This window comes from Collinsella ihumii, from assembly GCF_030385545.1.
GTDB classification, from domain to species: Bacteria; Actinomycetota; Coriobacteriia; order Coriobacteriales; family Coriobacteriaceae; genus Collinsella; species Collinsella ihumii.
In genome coordinates this window covers 110,016-129,530 of record NZ_JAUEIQ010000003.1, presented here as the reverse complement: position 1 = coordinate 129,530, position 19,515 = coordinate 110,016, and the positions used below count along the sequence as shown (strand labels likewise).

Here is a 19,515-nt window from a genome sequence, read left to right as displayed (position 1 = left end):
TCTATGATCACGGCGTGCAAACGAAAATGGGTTGGAACGAACCCGTCCCCAAACGACCCATCGGCGCGCTTCGCTAATCGTCCACTTTGGTCAGGTTGATGGCCTCGCGTATCTTGCGCAGCGATTCGGCCGTTCCCTGCACGCGGAACATGAGCGCCGTGTAGAGCGTGTCGATGATGGCGAGCTGCGCGAAACGGCACGAAAGCGACTCGGGGCGGTATCCCGTTTCGTCCGAGGTCGAGACGAAGGTGACGTCGGCATATTCGGAGATGTGCTGCGAGGGGTAGCTCGTGATGAGGATGACGCGCGCGCGGGCCTCGTGGGCGATGCGGGCGATCTCGATCATCTCGCGCGTGGCGCCCGTGTGCGAGATGACGATGGCGCAGTCGTCGGGCGTCAGCTGCGCGGCCTGCATGAGCTGCATGTGCGTGTCGGTGACGAAATGGCAGGGGATGGGCGAGCGCAGGAACTTCTGGTAGGCGTCGAGCGCGATGATGCCCGATTCGCCGCAGCCGTACAGGGAGATACGCGAGGCGCCCAGCATAAAATCGATCGCTTGCTCCAGGTCGTGCTCGTTGAGCAGCGACAAGGTGTCGTGAAGGGATTTCGCGCTGGAATGGAAGATCTTCTGCGCCACGACGATCGGGGCGTCCTCGGGCGTCACGTTCTCGTGGATGGAGATCTGCGGATCGAACTCCTCGGCGAGCAGATCGGTGCGGAAATCGCGAAAGCCCCGATAGCCGAGCTTCTTGGTGAACTTGAACACCGTGGAGTCGGCCACGCCGAGCTGTGCCGCCATCTCGTTGATGGTCATGCGGGAGGCGAATCGGGGGTCCTCGAGCACGAAGTTCGCGATGCTCTGCTCCTTGGTCGAGAGCGAGGGCATGAGGGACTTGATCTTGAGGAGAACAGTGTTGCGTGCCATTGATGGTCCAGACTGGTCAGCGGTTCATATTGCTATATCAATATGAGCTTATGCCACAAGTGTACTCAAATATTCTTGCGACCAGAGGGCTCTCGAAGAAAAAAATTATTTTTCAGCCTATATAACAAAAGGTCAACCGGCTGAACGGTGGTAAACGGTCTGTATACGGCAAAAATCACTTTGTCCGTTTTGGAAACGTCACAAGAGCATCACATCAACAGGTAAATGACATAACAAGCCTAGCAATTAAAAAATAGCCTATTACCTGCATAAAGTATGCCACGATTAAGAAAAGACCCCGCGCAATGAGCGTGTAGCACAAAACACTTCGTAAAAACGTCTAAATTCGGCAGGCGATAAGGCAAAGACCGTTCGCCAAAAAGAAAAATAATTTCTTCAAGTACAACAGAAAAACACATAGACTTTTGGTCAAAGGGGCGAAAAGCCCAAGGTTTGTCTTAACGAGGGGCCTCGTTGGGGCAACGGGGAGGGATGGAGAAGACGCACTCCACCATCTTCCGGAAAAGAGGAGAGAAAGGAAAGGCATTATGACAATTGTGCAAGCATTGCTGATTGCCCTCTTCGTGGCGGCAGTCGAATCTCGCGCGCTTGGTTATGCTACCCTCACCATGCGTTTCTCGCCGTTGATGGCGGGCTTCTGGGTCGGTCTGATCTTGGGCGACATGACCCAGGCCATGATCGTCACCGCTACGATCCAGCTCATCTACATGGGCGTTGTCGCCCCTGGCGGCGCTATGCCCTCCGAGCCGGCCGTGGCGTCCGCAATCGCGGTTTCGGTCGCCGTCATCGGTGACCTGGACGCCGAGGCAGCTGTCGCCATCGCCGTGCCTGTCGGCCTCATGGGCAGCTACCTGTACCAGCTCCGCTTCTTCCTGAACACCATCGCCGTGAACAAGATGGACCAGTGCGCCGTGCGCGCCGATTCCCGTGGCCTTGCCATCTGGATCGCCGTCGTGCCGACCATCTTCTCCTTCCTGCTGTTCGTCCCGACGATCACCATCGCCCTGTACCTGGGCGCCCCGGTCATCTCTGACGTCATGAACGCCATCAGCAACGGCCCCGTGCTGCACGCGCTCGACGTCGTCTCCGGCGGTCTCGCCGCCCTCGGTATCGCCATCACCATGCACGTCATCGGCAGCCGCAAGCTGCTCGTGTTCTTCTTCCTGGCGTACTTCCTGGTTGTCATCACCACCCAGGCCGGCCTGAGCATCACCATGATCACCTGGGCCATCTTCGGCGTCATCATCGCCTTCTGCTACAACATGTTCACCGCGAAGGCCGAAGCGTAAATCCGCTCGCGCCCTATAGATATCAGAAAGGAAGGGAACATACTCATGAGCGAAGTCGAGAAGCTTTCCCAGGATTATCACGATTACCTCGATGAGGACGGCATGATCCATGCCGATCCCCGTTTGATGCTCGGCGAGGCCAACAAGCCCGATGAGATCACCAAGGGCGATGTCATGAAGGTTTGGTTCCGCTGGTGGTGGTGCAACGAGGTGCCCCACACCTTCGACCGCATGATTGCCCCTTCGCTGTGCTTCGGCCTCATGCCCGTTTTGAAGAAGCTCTACAAGAACCCGGTGTTTCTGGGCGAGGCCTACCAGCGTCACCTGCAGTTCTTCAACACCCAGGCTGTCTGGGGCGGCGGCATCATCTCCGGTATCACCATGTCGCTCGAGGAGGAGCGCGCCAAGGCGCTCAACGCCGGTGAGGACGCCCTCGACGCCTCGATGATCCAGAACACCAAGATCGGCCTGATGGGCCCGCTGGCTGGCGTCGGCGACTCCATCGACTCCGGTACCGTTCAGTACATCTTCATCTCCCTGTTCCTGGGTCTGGCCCAGGAGGGCAATCCGTTGGGCGCCGTGCTGCCGTTCATCTGCTTCGCCACCGCGACGTTCATCTACGGCTACCTGTTCACCCGCATGGGCTACACCATGGGCCGTCGCGCCGCGCTCGAGGTCATGAAGGGCGGCCGCATCAAGTCCATCATCGACGCGCTCGGCGTGCTCGGTCTGTTCATGATGGGCTGCATGGCTGCAAGCTACGTCAAGCTGACCACCCCGATCGCGGCCGACCTGTCCGGTAAGCCGTTCGTCCTTCAGGACACCCTCGACGGCATCCTTCCCGGCATCCTGCCGCTGTGCGCCGTTATGGCCCTGTTCTTCTTCTTCCAGAAGAAGGGCATGAAGGTCACGCAGGCCATGCTCGGCTTCACCGCGATCCTGATCGTCCTCGCGGTCATCGGCATTCTCTAATCGGATTTAGAGCAGTAAGGAGAGCAAGCGCATGAACAAGGTTCTCATCATCACGCACGGCCTGTTTGGCATCGAGCTCAAGAAGAGCGCCGAGATGATCATGGGCGAGCAGGAGAACGTGGACGCCCTGGGGCTCGTTCCCGGCCAGTCCGTCGATGACCTGCGCGAGCAGGCGTTCGCGATCGTCGAGAAGAACGACGAGGCAGGCGCGCACACCATCATCATGTGCGACCTCATGGGCGGCAGCCCCTCCAACGTGGCGCTGGCGTGCGTGGGCAAGGTCGATTGCGACGTCATCCTCGGCGTGAACATGCCGATGCTCATCGAGACCATCCAGCAGCTCGATATGGTCGAGGACGGCCACGAGCTCGCCGGCATCGCCCTGGAGGCCGGCAAGATGGGCGCTCGCCTCATCAACCGTTCCAACCTCAAGGGCTAATCGTCCCAATTGGGGTACATACCTTGTAATGGGGCGTGTACCCCTCCTGTTCATCCACTAGGGATTGGAGAAACTACCATGTCCGAGATCACCCTCGCGCGCATCGACGATCGTCTGGTTCACGGCCAGGTCATGCAGGTCTGGACCAAGGGCAAGGGAACCAACTCTGCCTACGTCATCGATGACGCCACCGCCAACGACGAGTTCATGAAGGAGATCTACGAGTCCACCCAGTCCACCGGCGGCCTCAAGATCAAGGTGTTCTCCGCCCAGGGTCTTGTTGACCAGTGGAACGCCAACCAGTTCGGTGACGACAAGGTCGCCCTGATCTTCAAGTCCCTCGCATACGCCAAGGTCGCTGTCGACGGCGGCGTGCCCATCAAGGAGCTCAACGTCGGCGGCATCGCCATCAAGCCGGGTTCCACCAAGGTCATCGAGTCCGTCGGCCTGACCGATGCCGACGCCGACATCGCCAAGGCCATCGGCGACGCGGGCGTGACGGTCTACTTCCAGAAGATCCCGTCTTCTGAGAACGTCTCCCTCGCCTCCGCTCTCGCCAAGTGCGGCAAGTAGCCCCACCCGTTGTACACCTGCGATTAGATAGGATGCGCGACTTAGATGGATTATCGCATCGCAATCGTTAACTCCTCGTCGTTCGGCAGGCGTTTCCCCGATCAGATGGAGCGCCTCGAGAAGATCGGCACCGTCGAGCGCGTCCGCGTTGCGGGCGATGCCCACGGCGCGGAGCTCGCCGAGGCCCTCAAGGACTTCAACATCATCATCTCCTCGGTGACGCCGTTTTTCGACGCTGAGTTCTTCGAGCACAAGACCGACCTGCTGCTGCTTTCCCGCCACGGCATCGGCTACAACAACGTCGATGTGGCGGCCTGCAACGCAACGGGCTGCATCCTGACCACCGTGCCGCCACTCGTCGAGCGCGACGCCGTGGCCGAGGGCGCCGTCGCCCTGCTGCTCGACTGCATGCGTCATGTGAGCGATTCTCATGTGGCCGCCAACGAGGGCCGTTGGGCGGAGCGCGCCTCCTTTGTGGGCAACGGCGTGTCCGGCAAGACGCTCGGCATCATCGGCTGCGGCAACATCGGCACTCGCGTCGTGGAGATCCTGGCCCGCGGCTATGACCTCAAGGTTCTGGCCTGCGACCCGGTTCAGCGCGACGAGTGGGCGGACGGCCTGCGCGCCCAGGGCGTCGACTTCGAGTACACCGACCTGGATACCGTGGTCTCCAACTGCGACATCCTGACGCTCAACGCCGACCTCAACCCCACGTCGTTCCACATCCTGGACGCCGATGCCCTCTCCAAGATGAAGAAGGGCGTCTACGTGGTGGACAACGCCCGCGCTGACCTCATCGACCAGCCCGCCATGCTGGCTGCGCTCGAGGACGGCACGGTCAAGGGCCTCGCGATGGACGTCATGCACGACGAGCCGCCTCGTCCGGACGACCCGTACTTCAACCATCCCAAGGTTCTCGTATGCCCGCACATCTCCGCGTATACGGAGGAGTGCCTGCGCGGCATGGGCGAGAAGTGCGTCGGCGATGTCGAGCGCTTCGTCGCCGGTGAGGAACCGGTTAACGAGATTCGAGCCTAGCGCTCGCGTCCGATCCCAGGCCTGCACCTCTCCGCGCACCCGCAGGAGGGTGCAGGCCTACTTTTTTGTCGATTTCACCTCTTTCGATGCAAAGGAGCCGGGGCTGTGGGTCCGTTTCAGGCAGTACTTTTCGACATGGACGGTCTCATCTTCGATAGCGAGCGCTTGTGCTACAAGGCGTACCTGCGCGCGGCGCGCGCCTTCGGCTTCCAGATGAATCCCGCCCTCTACATGAGTCTTTGCGGCAGGATCGAGCATGAGGTCGTCGCCGGGCTGCGCCACGCCTTCGGCGAGGACAAGGACGTCGCCACGTGGCGCGAATACATCAAAAAGCAGAAGACGGCCGTGCGCATGGAGCAAAACGGCCGCGTGGGAAAGAAGAAGGGCCTGCTGGAGCTGTTGAGCTACCTGCAGGAGCGCCAGATCCCCTATGCGCTCGCAAGCTCTTCGGTCCGTCCGCTGATTGACGAGTACATGAAGGCCGAGTATCTCACGCACGCCTTCCCCTACATCATGGACGGCACGCAGGTTGAAAACGGCAAGCCCGACCCCGAGATCTTCCTCAAGGCGGCCGCGCTCATCGACGCCGACCCTGCGCACACGCTCGTGCTCGAGGACAGCCATGCGGGCGTGCTCGCTGCCAACGCTGGCGGCTTCACGTCGGGCTTCGTCTTCGACGACCTGACGAATATGGATTCGGTCACCGAGGGCTACCCGATTCTCGATCAGCCCGAAGGCAACCGCGAGACCATCCGCCGCGACGCGGTGCTCTCGTTCGACAGCCTGGCCGACGTCGTGGGATTCCTTGAAGTCCTGCGCTAAGTATGGAAACAAAGCGAGGTTACCCCTATGGACAAGCTCGTTGTATATAACGACCTGCGCAGGCTGTTCGCCATCAGCCTGTCGTATGTGGTCATCGCCGTGTGCATCCTGTGGCTCGGGTTCACGCAGGGCAGCGGCGCCGTCGTGTGGCCGATCGTCTCGGTGCTGGTGGCGGCGTGCTTTCTGGCCGGCGTGGCGTTCAACGTCCGCAAGATGACCAACCGCAATCCGCTGTTCGAGTACACCCTCGACGGCGTGACGGACATGACCAAGCCCGACGACATCATCTACCTGCCGTGGTCGCAGGTGCTCAACGTCAATCTCAAGGCCGCGAGCAACAACGACCTGATGCTCGAGGTCATGGGCTACAAGACCGCCGATCAGTTCGAGACGGTGACGCCCGAGATGAAGCAGCAGATGGAGGCCAACCACTCCGACCGCGTCTACTTCGTGCTGCAGCTGTCCGGCCTGTGGGTTCGTCAGTCGCGCATGAAGGGCGCCTACGAATGGATCTGCGACCATGTGGCCGAGGCGTATCCCGCCATCGCGTTCTCGCGGTTCGAGGATCCGCTGTCCAAGCTTGGCAAGAAATCCGACCAGTAGGCCAATAGGAAAACGGGAGCTCTGTGATCTATGGATAAGCGCGCGCTGCGCATGGCGGCATCGGACGACGTCGCCACGGTTATCGACGCGGTGAGCGCGGGCGAGAAGGTCTGCGTGCGCACCAAGAGCGGCGAGGTCGCCTGCATGCTGACCGCGCGCGAGGACATCCCGCGCTTCCACAAGATCTGCCTTATCGAGCGCGACGCGGGCGACACGGTCACCAAGTACGGCCAGATCATCGGGCGCGTGACGTCGCCGATCGGTCGCGGCTCGTATGTGCATATCCATAACATCGAAAGCATCAAGACGGGGGTGGGCGCATGAGGGGGTACCGAAGACCCGATGGCAGCATTGGCATCCGCAACCATGTGATGGTGCTCTCGACATGCGGCTGCGCCAACATGGTCGCGCGGCGCATCGCCGATGCGGTGCCCGGGGCCGTGGCGGTCGAGAATTCCAAGGGCTGCGGTCAGGTGGGCAGCGGCATCGAGATCATGCGCCGCTGCCTTGCGAACCTCGCGCTCAACCCGAACGTGTTCGGCACGCTCATCGTCGGTCTGGGGTGCGAGTCGACCAAGCCCTACGAGCTTGCCGAGGTCGTGCGCTCGCGCTCGGATAAGCCGCTCGAGGTCATGACAATCCAGGACTGCGGCGGCTCCGCTGCCGCGATCGAGCACGGCGTCGAGTTGGCGCGCGGCCTTACGGAGCGCGCGGCGGGTGCCGAGCGCTGCGAGATGGGCCTGGGCGACCTGGTGCTCGGCACCAACTGCGGAGGCTCCGATGCCACGAGCGGCCTTGCGGCGAATCCCGTGGCGGGCGTGGTGAGCGACGCGGTCGTCGCTGCCGGGGGCACCGTGATGCTCGGCGAGACGACCGAGCTCATCGGCACCGAGGACCTGCTCGCCGCGCGCGCCGCGAGCCCGGACGTGGCGGATGATATCTACCGGATCGTCTGCGGGCTGGAACGCAGCTTTGCCGAGGCGGGCGTCGACGTGCGCGGCGCGAACCCCTCTCCCGGGAACATGGCCGGCGGGCTCTCGACGCTCGAGGAGAAGGCGCTGGGCGGCATCTCCAAGGGCGGAACCTCCCCGATCATGGAGGTCGTCCCGTACGGTGCGCGACCCGGCAGGCGCGGCCTGGTGATCATGGACACGCCAGGCTACGACATCGAGTCGGTGTCGGGCATGACGGCGGGCGGCGCCCAGGTGCTGATCTTCACCACCGGGCGCGGCACGCCGATCGGCAACCCGCTCATACCGATCATCAAGGTGACGGGCAACGTCGAGTGCGCGGCGCGCATGGCGGACAACATCGACTTCGACGCGTCGGGCGCCGTGGAGGGCGCATCGACGATCGACGAGCTGGGTTCTTCGCTGCTCGAGCTGCTCGAGCGCGTCTGCGACGGCGAGCAGCCCGCAGCGGAGCGCTTCGGGTTCAACGATTTCTCGATCTTCCATAACCAGGAGGTCTGGTGCACCTGCCTGCCGTGAGGCGCGCGGTGCCGCATGCGGCCCCTGTTTGCATAGATGAATCAGGCAGATCGACAAGAGAAGGGAAGCAAGATGTCGACTGAGTACATGAAGCAGAACGGATTCTACGAGCAGGTCGAGAAGACGGGTGTCGTGCCCGTCGTGGTGCTTGAGAAGGTCGAGGACGCCGTTCCCATGGCCAACGCGCTGGTCGCCGGCGGCCTTCCCGCCGCTGAGGTCACCTTCCGCACCGCCGCTGCCGCCGACTGCATCCGCGAGATGGCCGAGAAGTGCCCCGACATCCTGGTCGGTGCCGGCACCGTGGTGAACCTCGACCAGTGCAAGCGCGCGGTCGACGCCGGCGCCAAGTTCATCGTGTCCCCCGGCTACGACATGGCCACCGTCGATTGGTGCATCGAGCACGAGGTGAACATCATCCCGGCTGCCGTCACCCCGACCGAGATCATGGCCATGATCAACCGCGATCTCGACGTGACGAAGTTCTTCCCGGCGAATCTGTACGGCGGCCTGGCTGGTATCAAGGCTCTGGCCAGCGTGTTCGTCGGCCATCGTTTCATGCCCACGGGCGGCGTGAACACCGACAACGTGCGCGACTTCTTGAGCTGCGACGCCATCATCGCCGCCGGCGGCACCTGGATGGTCAAGCCCAACCTGTTCGCTGACGGCGACTTCTCCCGCGTCGAGGCCATCGCCGCCGAGGCCGCCGCTGCCGTGCGCGAGCTGCGCGGCTAATGTGAGTCGGCACCTACGGTGCGGGCGAAGTGCAGGGGCTTCGCCCGCACCGTGTGCATAGAAATTGCCAACTTCGGGGAAAGGAAGCATCATGGCAGTTGAATTGGATACCGCAATCAAGTTCGGCGCCGGTCGCGTTCGCTGCGAGCAGGGTCTGCTCGAGCAGCTCGGCGAGGAGTTCAAGCGCTTTGGCAACAAGATGCTGATCGTCGCCGGCCCGCGCTCCTGGGACGCCGTCAAGGACCGCCTGGTCCCCAGTATGGAGGCCGCCGGTGTCTCCTGGCAGCTCGAGATCTGGACGGGCTGGTGCTGCTACGAGGGCGCTGAGGAGCTCGCCGCCAAGGCCCATGAGGCCGGCTGCGACGAGATCGTGGGCGTCGGCGGCGGCAAGATCACCGACCTGGCAAAGGCGGTGGGCGAGGTGGCCCACCTGGGCGCTATCAACGTCCCGACCTCTGCCTCCACCTGCGCGCCGTTCACCTGCATGAGCGTCATGTACACCGCTGAGGGCGGCAAGCTGCGCTCTTGGCGCTTCGACCACGAGATCGATGCCGTCTACATGGACCTCGACGTCATCGCCGCCTGCCCGCACCGCTACAACGCCGCGGGCGTCATGGACGCGATGGCCAAGAAGATCGAGATGCTGAACGGCAAGCCCGAGATGCACCTCGAGGATACGCCGATCGACGTCTTCACCGCCTTCAACATGGCCGCCTACGTGTACGACGTGCTCGACAAGATCGCGCTCGACGCCATCGAGGACAACCGTGCCGGCAAGGTCACCAAGAACCTCTCCGACATGGCGTTTTTGAACGTCATCACCACGGGCGTCATCGCCAACACCACCAAGAGCTTCCGTCAGTCCGAGCTCGCGCACGTCATCTACGACGGCGTCCGCACGCACTTCACCCATGAGGCGGCCGACGCCATCCACGGCGAGATCGTCGCCGTGGGCCTGTTCTGCCAGCTCTACTTCAACGGCCTGAAGGACAAGGAGGAGGAGCTGCGCGAGTTCATGCGCAAGATGGACCTGCCGCTGACGCTGGGCGAGCTGGGCATCGAGCCGACCGAGGAGAACCTCAACACCATCGAGGAGTACATCGTGAACTCCCGTCACTACAACAGCGACGATCCGGCTGACCGTCAGCGCCTGCATGAGGCCGTTCGTGAGATGGTGTAGCGCGTGACGTTGCTGTTACGTGGTAGAGTAAGGGGTAGGTTATAGTCCGGGCCGCAGGGGTGTCCGGCGCAGATGAGCTTGCGCTCAATATAGAAAAGGAGAGATTCCCATGTACTCTGAGGAGACCACCATCGTCAACGCGACCGGCCTGCACGCTCGTCCGGCTTCCATGTTCACCAAGACCGCTTCCGGCTTCAAGTCCAACGTCACGGTCAAGAAGGCCGGCGCCGAGGGCGACGGCGTGAACGCCAAGAGCATGCTGGCCCTCATGACCCAGGGCCTCGCCTGCGGCACCACCATCGTCATCACCGCCGACGGCGAGGACGAGCAGGAGGCCGTGAAGGCGCTCGTCGAGCTCATCGAGAGCGGCTGCGGCGAGTAGGCTTTCGCGCCATCGCATGGTTGCGCCCCGATCGGCATCCTCGCCGATCGGGGCTTTTTGGTGCGCTTTGGGGCAGGCGGCGCCATGCAAATCGGGGACGTACCTGTTGCGTGCATGCATGCACGCAACAGGTACGTCCCCGATTTGCACAACCAAAAAGCCCTGGTTGGCTGGGCCAACCAGGGCTTGAGTCGCCGATTATTGGCAGACATTACGCGCCGAGCAGGGCGCCGTCCTTGGCGGGGCCGACCTCCTTGAGGTAGCGGGCGAGCACCTTGCCCTTGAAGTCGTGGACGACGGGCGTCCAGTTCTTGCGGCGCTCCTCGAGCTCCTCGTCGGAGACGTCGAAGGAGATCGCGTTGTCGGCAAGGTTGATGTGGACCATGTCGCCATCCTGGACCAGGGCGATCGGACCGCCCTCAGCGGCCTCGGGGCACAGGTAGCCGACGGACAGGCCGCCGGACGCGCCGGAGAAGCGGCCGTCGGTGATGACCGCGGAGCCCGGGATACCCTTCATGATCTCGGTGACGCGGTGCAGCTCCTTCATGCCCGGGCCGCCCTTGGGGCCCTCGTAGCGGATGATGACCGCGGTGCCCGCGGGGATCTTGTGCGCGTTGTAGGCGGCGAAGCACTCCTCCTCGCTGTTGAAGCACATGGCCGGGCCGTCGAAGGTGTGCTGGTCGTCGGGGACCGCGGAGGTCTTGACGAGCGTGCCCTCGGGGGCCAGGTTGCCGTAGAGCACCTGGATGCCGTTGGCGACGGACTCGGGGTCGTCCTGCGTGCGGATGATGGAGCGGTCGATCTCGATGTCGCCCTCGAGGTTCTCGCCCATGGTCTTGCCGTTGATGGTCATGACCGACAGGTCGAGATCCTTCTCGATCGTCTTGAGGACGGCGGGGATGCCGCCGGCCTTGTACAGGTTGATGCAGGAGCGATCGCCGTTGGGCGTGATGTTGGTGACCAGCGGCACGCGGCTCGTGGTCTCGGCGACCTGCGCCCAGGTGACCTCGAGGCCGAGTTCAGCGGCGATGGCGGGCAGGTGCAGCAGGGCGTTCAGGGAGCCGCCGATGGAGGCGAGCAGGGTCACGGCGTTCTGGAACGCGGCCTCGGTCATGATGTCGCTCGGCTTGATGCCCTTGCGGACCAGATCGACGACGGCGGCGCCGGTGCGGCGGGCGAGGAAGCGGCGCATGGCGGTGGGGGCGGGCTGCAGCGCGCCACCCGGGACCATCATGCCCAGGCCCTCGGCCAGGCAGCACATGGTGTTGGCGGTACCCAGGAACGGGCAGATGCCGGGGCCGGTGTAGTACTTGAGCGTGCCCTCGATGACGTCGAGCTCGGTGGCCTCGCCGCGCAGGAAGGACGCGCGCAGGGCCTTGGAGTCGCTCGGCTTGATCTCATCCCAGCAGGGGCCTGCGGAGACGAGGGCTGCGGGCAGGTTGATGCGGCCGGCGGCCATGAGCATGGCGGGGACGATCTTGTCGCAGCTGGCCATGTACACGACGCCGTCGAAGACGTTCAGGCCGAGGATCTGGGCCTCGCAGGAGTCAGCGATGATCTCGCGGTGCGGAAGGCTGTAGTGCATACCGGCGTGGCCCTGGGCGATACCGTCGCAGATGGCGATGGTGTTGAACTCGATGGGCTCGCCGCCCGCCTCGAGGATGCCCTTCTTGACCTCGGATGCGAGCTGGCGCAGGGGCTCGTGGCCGGGGCACATCTCGTTCCAGCTGTTGGCGATCGCGATCAGCGGCTTGTCGGGGTTCTCCAGAGAATCGATGGCGACACCGGTGGAGGCAAGGTGCGCCTTGGTGATCGCCCTCTGGAAGGGCTCGAGCTTGTCGATTGCGCGTGTCACGGTATCTCTCCTTTCCTTGTGGCTCCCCTCTTCGGAGCCGTACCGCCATTGCTGACGATGTGTTAAAAGGATGCGCACCACGGGGTGCGTACTACCACTATAGTGGCGTAACAACACGGCGATTTGCAAGCATTTTTCGCTAGCCGTAGAAAATTTTTTTCCAGAAGGAAAACCGCTGTTAAAGGCAGGTGAGATTGGACTTTACACGACGCTTACGGGAACGTGTTGGCACCCTGCGGTGCGAAATAATTTTTTCCTGTTCGGGCGCGCGGGCAACTTTGTTCGACACGCCCGCCGCCGGTTGGGCACAAGTCCACGGGCACGCCTGGAAGTGCATAGAGTGTATATTCCCATCACAAAAGTGCATAAAATTCCGTTTTAGTTAAAACCTATAAAGAAAGTAGGCTGAGTTTGGTGCGATTTTTGAGGCACATCTCTCCACCACCGCTACACCCCTCAGCATTTCCGCAGGAAACAACTGGGAAAATGCCGAGGGGTGCGGCGCATGTGGGCAGAAGGCACCGAAAAATCGCACCAAACTCGATATACACGTTTTTTAGGGGCTTGGGGATGGGTTGATTGGGGACGGCTTCGTTTCAACCCATCGCAGCAGCGCGAGTACGGCGGGCCGGTACCCGAGGCGAGGAGCCCATACATCGCGCACGGTTGCGGCGGCGCTGGTATGATGGGGCATGAAGTTCATGTCCGCCGTCGCGCGGCGTCAGATGTCCGGGAGGATTGCCATGGAGGCCTACAAGCAAGAGTTCATCGAGTTTATGGTGGAGTCCGACGTGCTCAAGTTCGGTGAGTTCACGTTGAAGAGCGGCCGCCAGTCCCCGTTTTTCATGAACGCGGGCGCCTATGTGACCGGTGAGCAGCTCAAGCGCCTCGGCGAGTACTACGCGCGCGCCATCCACGACAACTTCGGCCTCGATTTCGATGTCGTCTTCGGGCCGGCATACAAGGGCATCCCGCTGTCGGTAGTCACCTCCATCGCGCTGCACGAGCTGTACGGCAAGGAGGTCAAGTACTGCTCCGACCGCAAGGAGGTCAAGGACCACGGCGCGGACAAGGGCGGCATGCTCGGCTACGAGCTCAAGGATGGCGACCGCGTCATCATGGTCGAGGACGTCACCACGTCCGGCAAGTCCATCGACGAAACCTATCCCAAGCTCAAGGCCGCGGCCGATGTCGAGGTCAAGGGCCTGATCGTGAGCCTGAACCGCATGGAGGTCGGCAAGGGCGGCGTGCACACCGCGCAGCGCGAGATCCAGGAGAAGTACGGGTTCCCCGTGGCGAGCATCGTGTCCATGGCCGAGGTCGTCGAGCACCTCTACAACCGCGAGGTTGCGGGCCGCGTGGTGATCGACGATACCCTCAAGCAGGCCATCGACACCTATTACGAGCAGTACGGCGCCAAGGAGTAGCGCGGACGGTGTGACACGGGGTCGTCGGAGGATGCACATGAGGATGAACAGGCCCGTCGCGCACGCGGCGGGGATAGGTGCGCTTGCCTGCGCGCTTGCGCTGGGAGGATGCGGGCTGTTCGGTCCGTCGCCTGAGCAGATCGTGCGCGACGGACTCGCGTCCGATTTCGATATGCTGCTCGATGAGGAATCCCAGGCGCGCCAGACCATGGTCTCCAACCTGGAGTCGACGGGTGCGCTTTCTGGCCTGGGCGTCGATACGCAGGGGTTCCTGAACGCGCTGCTCGAGGGAATGGAATACGAGATCGCGTCCGTCGAGGTCGACGACGAGGCCAAGACCGCGACGGCAACGGTCGAGCTGACCTGCAAGTCGCTGACCGATGTCGCGACGCGCGCGCAGGAGCTTTTGAACCAGCGCGCCGCCGATGCCGGGGAGACCGCGATATCGCCCGAGGAGACGCTTGCCTGGATGGGGGAGTGCCTGATGCAGGCAGCGCAGGAGGATGCACCCGAGAGCGTGGAGCTCGAGCTGGATTGCTCCTCCGACGACGAGGGCACCTGGTCGGCAGACGACAGCGTCGCCGCAGCGGTGGCCGGCGCCCTGCTCGGGTAGCGCGCGCTCTCGGTCTTTTGCAGGCCATGTTCGCGAATGTGGCTAGATTTTTCTGTTTTGCTGTCGGCCGGATCGGGTGAAGGTGCCCGATCCGGCCGCTCTGTCTTGTATGGCCGTTTGTATTGCTCAGGTTAACGATCAGGGCAGCCCGATTCGACCCCTGCAAGGGAGATTTTGACGCCAGTGGAGGGCGTCGGCCGCGTTTCCCGGGCGTTCGATACAGCAGAACAGAACTTTTTAGCCACTTGGGGCGACTCCGAGTGCCGTGCGCCTTTCCGAGCGCGGCCGATCTCAAGGAGAAACAAAGCCGTAACATCAAACCGGATGATTTGACTTTCGTTTGCTAAAGCGTAGACTAGGCCTTGCTTCGTTAGGGAATGCAGGCGGCAACCGTCTGCAACACGATGTAAGAAGGCTATCGAACATATGCGCACCATCACCACGCTATCGATTATTTCCGAGATTATCTGATACGGGTTGGTACGTTGCAGGCCGGCCCGGTGATTCGGGCGGTCTTGGGGCAAGGGGGGCCGTCGACTGGTTCGACGGCCCCCCTTTTGGTTTCGATGGGCTTCGGGGAAAGGACTTTGGTATGAACGGAATCGTCGTAGTGGTGGTGGCAGCAGTCGTGCTGGCTGCGGGCTACCTGGGATACGGCAGGTGGCTTGCGGCGAAATGGGGTGTCGATCGCGACGCAATCACGCCCGCTCGCCGTATGGAGGACGGCAAGAACTTCTCGCCGGCCTCGTGCTTCACCGCGTTCTCGCATCAGTTCAGCTCGATCTGCGGTGCGGGCCCGGTGACCGGCACGATCGCGGCCATGATGTTCGGCTGGCTCCCCGTGCTGCTGTGGGTTCTGGTCGGCGGCATCTTCTTCGGCGCCGTGCATGATTTCGGCGCCCTCTACGCGAGCGTCAAGAACAACGGCAAGTCGCTCGCCCAGCTTATCGAGAAGTACATCGGCCGGACCGGTCGTCGCCTGTTCCTGCTGTTCAGCTGGCTGTTCACCATCATCGTGATCGCCGCGTTCGTCGATATGGTCGCTGGAACCTTCCAGGCAACCTTCGACGCCTCCGGCGCCGTCGACACCGCTGCGTCGTATGCTGGCGGCACGGCGGGCACGATCTCCATCCTGTTCACCTTCGTCGCCATCGCGTTCGGTTGGCTCAACCGCCGCTTCCAGCTCTCCGGCGTGCGCGAGCTCGCCCTGGCCGTCGTGCTGTTCGTTGCCATGTTCGCGATCGGCATGCAGTTCCCTGTCTATCTGTCCAAGTTCGGTTGGTTCGCCGTTATCGCCGTCTACCTGCTGTTCGCGGCCGCCATGCCCATCCAGACGCTCAAGCAGCCGCGCGACTACCTCACGAGCATCATGATGATCGTCATGATCGTGTGTGCTGTGGTGGGCATCTTCGTGCTCGGGGCAAACGGCCAGGCCACGATGACCGCGCCGATGGTCGCTGACATCTCGGCGCTCGCTGACAACGGCAGCTTCATCTTCCCGCTGCTGTTCGTGTCGGTCGCCTGCGGCGCCCTGTCCGGCTTCCACAGCCTGGTCTCCACGAACACCTCTTCCAAGCAGATCGAGAAAGAGCAGGACATGCTGCCGGTCGGCTATGGCGCCATGGTCGTCGAGTCCTTCGTGGGCGTGCTCGCCATCGTCGTTGCCGCCATCATGTTCTCCGATCTGAACACCGCGGGCACCGGCGCCCTCAACAACGGCGTCGCGGCAACCCCGTTCTCCATCTTCTCGCAGGGCATCGCCCGCGGCATGACCGCGTTCGGTGTCGACCAGACGCTGGCGACCGTGTTCATGACCATGTGCGTCTCCGCCCTGGCGCTGACCTCGGTTGATGCCGTCGCGCGCATCGGCCGCCTGTCCTTCCAGGAGTTCTTTGCCAAGAGCAACGATGCGCTCGAGGACGAGCAGGCCGAGGTCACCGGTGCGGCCAAGGTCGTCACCAACACCTGGGTCGCCACGGTGCTCACGCTCGTGCTCGGCTTTGCGCTGGCCTTCGGCGGCTACACCAACATCTGGCCGCTGTTCGGTGCCTCCAACCAGCTGCTGGGCGGCATGACGATGATCACGCTCGCCGTCTTTTGCAAGTGCACGGGTCGTCGCGGCTGGATGCTGTATGTGCCCGTCGCCTTCCTGCTGGTCTGCACGTTCACCTCGCTGGTGCAGAGCACGCTCGGCTGCATCAACGCGCTGGCCGCCTCCGGCACCGCGGTGATCGCGACGTCCGGTCTGCAGCTGGTGTTCGCCATCCTGCTCATGGTGCTCGGTGTCATCGTGGCGTACAACTGCCTGAAGGAGCTGTTCGGCAAGCAGGCCGGCTCGCTGCCCGATGAGGAGCCCGAGTGGACCGAGATGGGCCGCGCCAACGTTGCCGCCGAGGCGACGGAGGCGCCCGCCGACGGAGCGCGCGCCCAGGCGTAGGTTCTCGCGTCGCGCCCATGTGGATAGAGGTGCACCGAAGCGCGCCCGCCGCGATCATGCGGCGGGCGCGCTCTTTTGAGTTGGTTGGGGACGGGTTCATTTCAACCCATATCGGACAAAGCGACGGTTTCTGCGGGAAGTTCGGACGAAATATGCGCATCGGTTCGAGCGTAATACAGAACCATGAGTTAAACGGCTATATCGTTTTGGCCGTTATGCAAAACGTCATCGTTGTTCCCGCAGAAACCGTCACTTCGTTTTCTGCGGGAAGGCGCCGCAGCAGCCCGGGCGCGTCCGCGGCAGTGCACGTCAGGGACGTACCTTCCGCATGCATGTTTGCATACAGGGGACACCCCTTCGGCGCGCGCTTGCACGAACCGCCGTATCCACGGTGGTCTAGCAGGGGCTTTTGAGATGCCCAGCAGAATCTGGGCTGCTTGCGATTGTTGGGTGCAGGGGCGGCGGGGGCGCGATGGCTGTGCTAGCCTACAAGACTGTTGCCATATGAGGAAGGGAATCGGTCTATGGAGCCCGTGCTGATGTCTGACAATGCGGAGGTCGTCGACGCGCTCGCGTCGTGGCTTGAGGGCGCCGTGCCGCTCGAGGCGCGTCCGTGCGCGGTGCTCGCGCATGCCCTGCTGTGCCGCAAAGAACTCAAGATCAAGCGCGGGGCCATCAACCAGCTGCTGAAGTCGCTCAACCTGGGCGACCAGTTCGGGCAGGTGCGCGAGAGCCTGGTGACCTGCGGCCTGCTACGCAAGATCTCGGGGCAAAACGGCTCCACGGTCTATGCGATCGACCTGGATGTCGCGGGCATAACGCTGCCGGAGCCGGTGCAGATGGAGGTGCCCGCGGTATCGGATAGCGAACCGGAAGGGCCTTCCGATGCGGCAGAGGAGACGACGGATGTTGAGGTCATCTCCGTCGAGCCGGTGGCCGAGCCCGAGAGCGAGACCCCCGATACCGCGACGCCCGCGAAGGAGCGCACGGTGAGCGCGAAGCCGGCCAAGAGCGCTCGTGCCGCGCAGGAGGGCTCGATGGCATCCGATTCCAAGAAGAAGGAAGCTGCCGCCCCTGCGGGCAAGAAAAAGCAGAAGAAGGCGCGCAGGCAGGAGGGGCCGAAGGCGCCGCGCGCGGTCGAGGTGCGCGAGAAGCCTGTTGCCGAGAAGCGCGGCGTGCTCGGTCTGCTGAGCGCCGGGCGCACCATCGGGGCCTCGCTGCTGCGTCGCGATCAAGGTGCTCCCGCGACGCCGAAATCGGTCGAGAAACAGGGTAAGAACGGCGACCGCCGGCCGTCTCAGCAGGACGACTTCGAGCGGCTGCGCGCGTGGATCGCCGAGCACGACGGGGAGCAGCTGCCGTATGTGACGCGCCGCCAGCGCGCCTATCAGATCTTCGATGACGAGAAGGCGCTCGAGGGTAAACGCGGCGACCGGTTGATGCGCCGCATGGCGGCCAAGGGCATCAACCCCGGCGCGCTGAGGATCTCTTCGAACCAGACGCCTCCGTTGCAGGGATTCTACGCGATCGGTGCCAACCAGCCGTTCATCGTGGTCGAGAACATCGATGCGTATGAGGAGATCGTGGCTCTGCTCAAGACCAAGCGCAACGCGAAGCTGTTCGGCGAGAAAGTCGGCGGTGTCATCTTCGGTGCCGGTCACAACATCTGCCAGGCCCATGCGCTCGACGACTACCTGCACGACATCGGCTACGGTTTTGACTACGTGTACTACGCGGGAGACGTCGACCGCGAGGGCGCGCGCCTGGTTGAGAAGGCCCGCGAGGTGAACGTGATCGAGATCAGGCTGCACGCCGGCGTGTACCGCGCGATGTTCGAGGCGCACAAGGCGCACGTGCAGGGCGGTAGCTCGTCTGAGAGCGCGGCGAAAAACCAGGACATCCCGCGCAACCTGGTGGAGATCTTGAAGGGCCTTCCTTGGTCGCTTCGCGTTCCGTTCAAGCGGGCGCTGCGCGACAACATCCGCATCCCGCAAGAAGTGCTCACCAGCGAGGACTTCCGTCGCGGCAGTCTCGGCAGCGTCGACAAGCTGCTGGACCGCTAAGAAAGAGCTGGCCTGCATATCGGTCCAAATCCAAGCAGATTTCATGACTATTTCATGACCCGCTTCATGACTGAGAGTGCAAAAGAAAGCAGGTCAGACCGCATACCTTGTCTGACCTGCTGTTTTCTCTGGCTGGGGCGGAGGGATTCCGCGTGCGGCTGCCGTCGCCCGCTTCCGCTGCGGAGGCCTGGCGGCCTCCTTGCGCGCTTCGCTGGCAAAGCGCTTGCGCGCTTTGGCTCAGCTTCGCGCCCTTGCGGGTTCGAATCCCTGATACGGGCACGAAAAAGCCCGGCCACCATGAGATGGTCGGGCTAACATACAATGGCTGGGGCAGAGGGATTCGAACCCCCGTAACCGGCACCAAAAAACTGCAACAGTAAGCACTAGGCACTCTACCTGCATGTATGCGGACTCTTTACCTGCGAATATAAAGCCTATAGAGACTAAAAAACCCACGTGGTACAATGCGGACAACGCAATTTGGTGGCGATTTGGTGGCGCATTTGGTGGCGCATTTGGTGGCGCAAAAAGTCCGGTATAGCTGGGGTGATGCGAGATGTTTTACGAGTCCTCGTTTCTTAGGGGCAGCAACAAGGCCGGATGGAAAGGGGTCTTGAAGTACAAAGACGATCAGGGTGTTTGGAGGCAACGGCA

Annotated in this window: 18 protein-coding genes; 16 read left to right on the top strand and 2 right to left on the bottom strand. The window is 62.7% G+C overall.

Translation table 11 applies throughout. The features are described from left to right. Nucleotides 1-73: 73 nt before the first annotated feature. Nucleotides 74-925, bottom strand: coding sequence for a MurR/RpiR family transcriptional regulator (locus tag QVN30_RS04400; RefSeq protein WP_087200056.1), 852 nt, complete (start codon nt 923-925; stop codon nt 74-76). Between the two features lie 548 nt (nt 926-1,473). Here QVN30_RS04400 and QVN30_RS04395 point away from each other — a divergent pair. The 12 genes from QVN30_RS04395 to QVN30_RS04340 all read left to right on the top strand — a co-directional run bounded on the left by QVN30_RS04395 (nt 1,474) and on the right by QVN30_RS04340 (nt 10,466). Beyond that, nucleotides 1,474-2,235: a PTS mannose/fructose/sorbose/N-acetylgalactosamine transporter subunit IIC gene (locus tag QVN30_RS04395; RefSeq protein ID WP_204564763.1), complete on the top strand. Its 762-nt coding sequence runs from the start codon at nt 1,474-1,476 to the stop codon at nt 2,233-2,235. Nucleotides 2,236-2,280: 45 nt separating this feature from the next. Then, entirely contained in the window at nt 2,281-3,207 is a 927-nt protein-coding gene (locus QVN30_RS04390; RefSeq protein ID WP_204564762.1) for a PTS system mannose/fructose/sorbose family transporter subunit IID, read from the top strand. Between the two features lie 31 nt (nt 3,208-3,238). After that, entirely contained in the window at nt 3,239-3,646 is a 408-nt protein-coding gene (locus QVN30_RS04385) for a PTS sugar transporter subunit IIA (RefSeq protein ID WP_087200062.1), read from the top strand. Nucleotides 3,647-3,724: 78 nt separating this feature from the next. Beyond that, nucleotides 3,725-4,219, top strand: coding sequence for a PTS sugar transporter subunit IIB (locus QVN30_RS04380; protein WP_087200064.1), 495 nt, complete (start codon nt 3,725-3,727; stop codon nt 4,217-4,219). Between the two features lie 45 nt (nt 4,220-4,264). Continuing rightward, nucleotides 4,265-5,257 carry a D-isomer specific 2-hydroxyacid dehydrogenase family protein gene (locus QVN30_RS04375; RefSeq protein WP_204588013.1) on the top strand — a complete coding sequence of 331 codons (993 nt, stop codon included), beginning with the start codon at nt 4,265-4,267 and terminating at the stop codon, nt 5,255-5,257. Between the two features lie 105 nt (nt 5,258-5,362). After that, complete coding sequence (locus QVN30_RS04370) at nt 5,363-6,079, top strand: HAD family hydrolase (RefSeq protein ID WP_087200067.1); 717 nt, start codon at nt 5,363-5,365, stop codon at nt 6,077-6,079. Between the two features lie 27 nt (nt 6,080-6,106). Further along, entirely contained in the window at nt 6,107-6,682 is a 576-nt protein-coding gene (locus tag QVN30_RS04365) for a hypothetical protein (protein WP_204571155.1), read from the top strand. A 30-nt stretch (nt 6,683-6,712) separates the two neighbouring features. Further along, the gene (locus QVN30_RS04360; RefSeq protein WP_087200071.1) at nt 6,713-7,006 is read left to right on the top strand and encodes a UxaA family hydrolase; all 294 of its coding nucleotides are present in this window, start codon (nt 6,713-6,715) and stop codon (nt 7,004-7,006) included. Next, a complete protein-coding gene (locus tag QVN30_RS04355) occupies nt 7,003-8,172 on the top strand; it encodes a UxaA family hydrolase (protein ID WP_289835598.1) in 1,170 nt (389 codons plus the stop codon). The genes QVN30_RS04360 and QVN30_RS04355 overlap by 4 nt, the downstream gene beginning before the upstream one ends. Before the next feature lie 87 nt (nt 8,173-8,259). Continuing rightward, nucleotides 8,260-8,904, top strand: a complete 645-nt coding sequence (gene eda / locus QVN30_RS04350) for a bifunctional 4-hydroxy-2-oxoglutarate aldolase/2-dehydro-3-deoxy-phosphogluconate aldolase (protein ID WP_289835597.1) — start codon at nt 8,260-8,262, stop codon at nt 8,902-8,904. 91 nt (nt 8,905-8,995) lie between these two features. Continuing rightward, nucleotides 8,996-10,084: an iron-containing alcohol dehydrogenase family protein gene (locus QVN30_RS04345; RefSeq protein ID WP_066829016.1), complete on the top strand. Its 1,089-nt coding sequence runs from the start codon at nt 8,996-8,998 to the stop codon at nt 10,082-10,084. Nucleotides 10,085-10,193: 109 nt separating this feature from the next. Beyond that, nucleotides 10,194-10,466, top strand: a complete 273-nt coding sequence (locus QVN30_RS04340) for an HPr family phosphocarrier protein (RefSeq protein ID WP_066829014.1) — start codon at nt 10,194-10,196, stop codon at nt 10,464-10,466. A 211-nt stretch (nt 10,467-10,677) separates the two neighbouring features. Here the strand turns inward: QVN30_RS04340 and ilvD are convergent, their stop codons facing one another. Then, the gene (gene ilvD, locus QVN30_RS04335; RefSeq protein ID WP_066829012.1) at nt 10,678-12,321 is read right to left on the bottom strand and encodes a dihydroxy-acid dehydratase; all 1,644 of its coding nucleotides are present in this window, start codon (nt 12,319-12,321) and stop codon (nt 10,678-10,680) included. Between the two features lie 743 nt (nt 12,322-13,064). Between ilvD and pyrE the strand changes: the two genes are divergently transcribed. The 4 genes from pyrE (at nt 13,065) to QVN30_RS04315 (ending at nt 18,861) form a co-directional block, all read left to right on the top strand. Further along, the gene (gene pyrE, locus QVN30_RS04330) at nt 13,065-13,748 is read left to right on the top strand and encodes an orotate phosphoribosyltransferase (protein ID WP_289835596.1); all 684 of its coding nucleotides are present in this window, start codon (nt 13,065-13,067) and stop codon (nt 13,746-13,748) included. Between the two features lie 37 nt (nt 13,749-13,785). Then, nucleotides 13,786-14,361 carry a hypothetical protein gene (locus QVN30_RS04325; protein WP_289835595.1) on the top strand — a complete coding sequence of 192 codons (576 nt, stop codon included), beginning with the start codon at nt 13,786-13,788 and terminating at the stop codon, nt 14,359-14,361. 592 nt (nt 14,362-14,953) lie between these two features. Further along, nucleotides 14,954-16,798, top strand: a complete 1,845-nt coding sequence (locus QVN30_RS04320; protein WP_289835594.1) for a carbon starvation CstA family protein — start codon at nt 14,954-14,956, stop codon at nt 16,796-16,798. Nucleotides 16,799-17,337: 539 nt separating this feature from the next. Further along, entirely contained in the window at nt 17,338-18,861 is a 1,524-nt protein-coding gene (locus tag QVN30_RS04315; RefSeq protein WP_289835593.1) for a hypothetical protein, read from the top strand. The last annotated feature ends 654 nt before the right edge of the window (nt 18,862-19,515 follow it).

Excerpts from the sequence above, each read along its gene's own strand:
- QVN30_RS04400 (WP_087200056.1), bottom strand. The coding sequence starts at position 925 with ATGGCACGCAACACTGTTCTCCTCAAGATCAAGTCCCTCATGCCCTCG.
- QVN30_RS04395 (WP_204564763.1), top strand. The coding sequence starts at position 1,474 with ATGACAATTGTGCAAGCATTGCTGATTGCCCTCTTCGTGGCGGCAGTC.
- QVN30_RS04390 (WP_204564762.1), top strand. The coding sequence starts at position 2,281 with ATGAGCGAAGTCGAGAAGCTTTCCCAGGATTATCACGATTACCTCGAT.
- QVN30_RS04385 (WP_087200062.1), top strand. The coding sequence starts at position 3,239 with ATGAACAAGGTTCTCATCATCACGCACGGCCTGTTTGGCATCGAGCTC.
- QVN30_RS04380 (WP_087200064.1), top strand. The coding sequence starts at position 3,725 with ATGTCCGAGATCACCCTCGCGCGCATCGACGATCGTCTGGTTCACGGC.
- QVN30_RS04375 (WP_204588013.1), top strand. The coding sequence starts at position 4,265 with ATGGATTATCGCATCGCAATCGTTAACTCCTCGTCGTTCGGCAGGCGT.
- QVN30_RS04365 (WP_204571155.1), top strand. The coding sequence starts at position 6,107 with ATGGACAAGCTCGTTGTATATAACGACCTGCGCAGGCTGTTCGCCATC.
- QVN30_RS04360 (WP_087200071.1), top strand. The coding sequence starts at position 6,713 with ATGGATAAGCGCGCGCTGCGCATGGCGGCATCGGACGACGTCGCCACG.
- QVN30_RS04355 (WP_289835598.1), top strand. The coding sequence starts at position 7,003 with ATGAGGGGGTACCGAAGACCCGATGGCAGCATTGGCATCCGCAACCAT.
- eda (WP_289835597.1), top strand. The coding sequence starts at position 8,260 with ATGAAGCAGAACGGATTCTACGAGCAGGTCGAGAAGACGGGTGTCGTG.
- QVN30_RS04345 (WP_066829016.1), top strand. The coding sequence starts at position 8,996 with ATGGCAGTTGAATTGGATACCGCAATCAAGTTCGGCGCCGGTCGCGTT.
- QVN30_RS04340 (WP_066829014.1), top strand. The coding sequence starts at position 10,194 with ATGTACTCTGAGGAGACCACCATCGTCAACGCGACCGGCCTGCACGCT.
- pyrE (WP_289835596.1), top strand. The coding sequence starts at position 13,065 with ATGGAGGCCTACAAGCAAGAGTTCATCGAGTTTATGGTGGAGTCCGAC.
- QVN30_RS04325 (WP_289835595.1), top strand. The coding sequence starts at position 13,786 with ATGAGGATGAACAGGCCCGTCGCGCACGCGGCGGGGATAGGTGCGCTT.
- QVN30_RS04320 (WP_289835594.1), top strand. The coding sequence starts at position 14,954 with ATGAACGGAATCGTCGTAGTGGTGGTGGCAGCAGTCGTGCTGGCTGCG.
- QVN30_RS04315 (WP_289835593.1), top strand. The coding sequence starts at position 17,338 with ATGTCTGACAATGCGGAGGTCGTCGACGCGCTCGCGTCGTGGCTTGAG.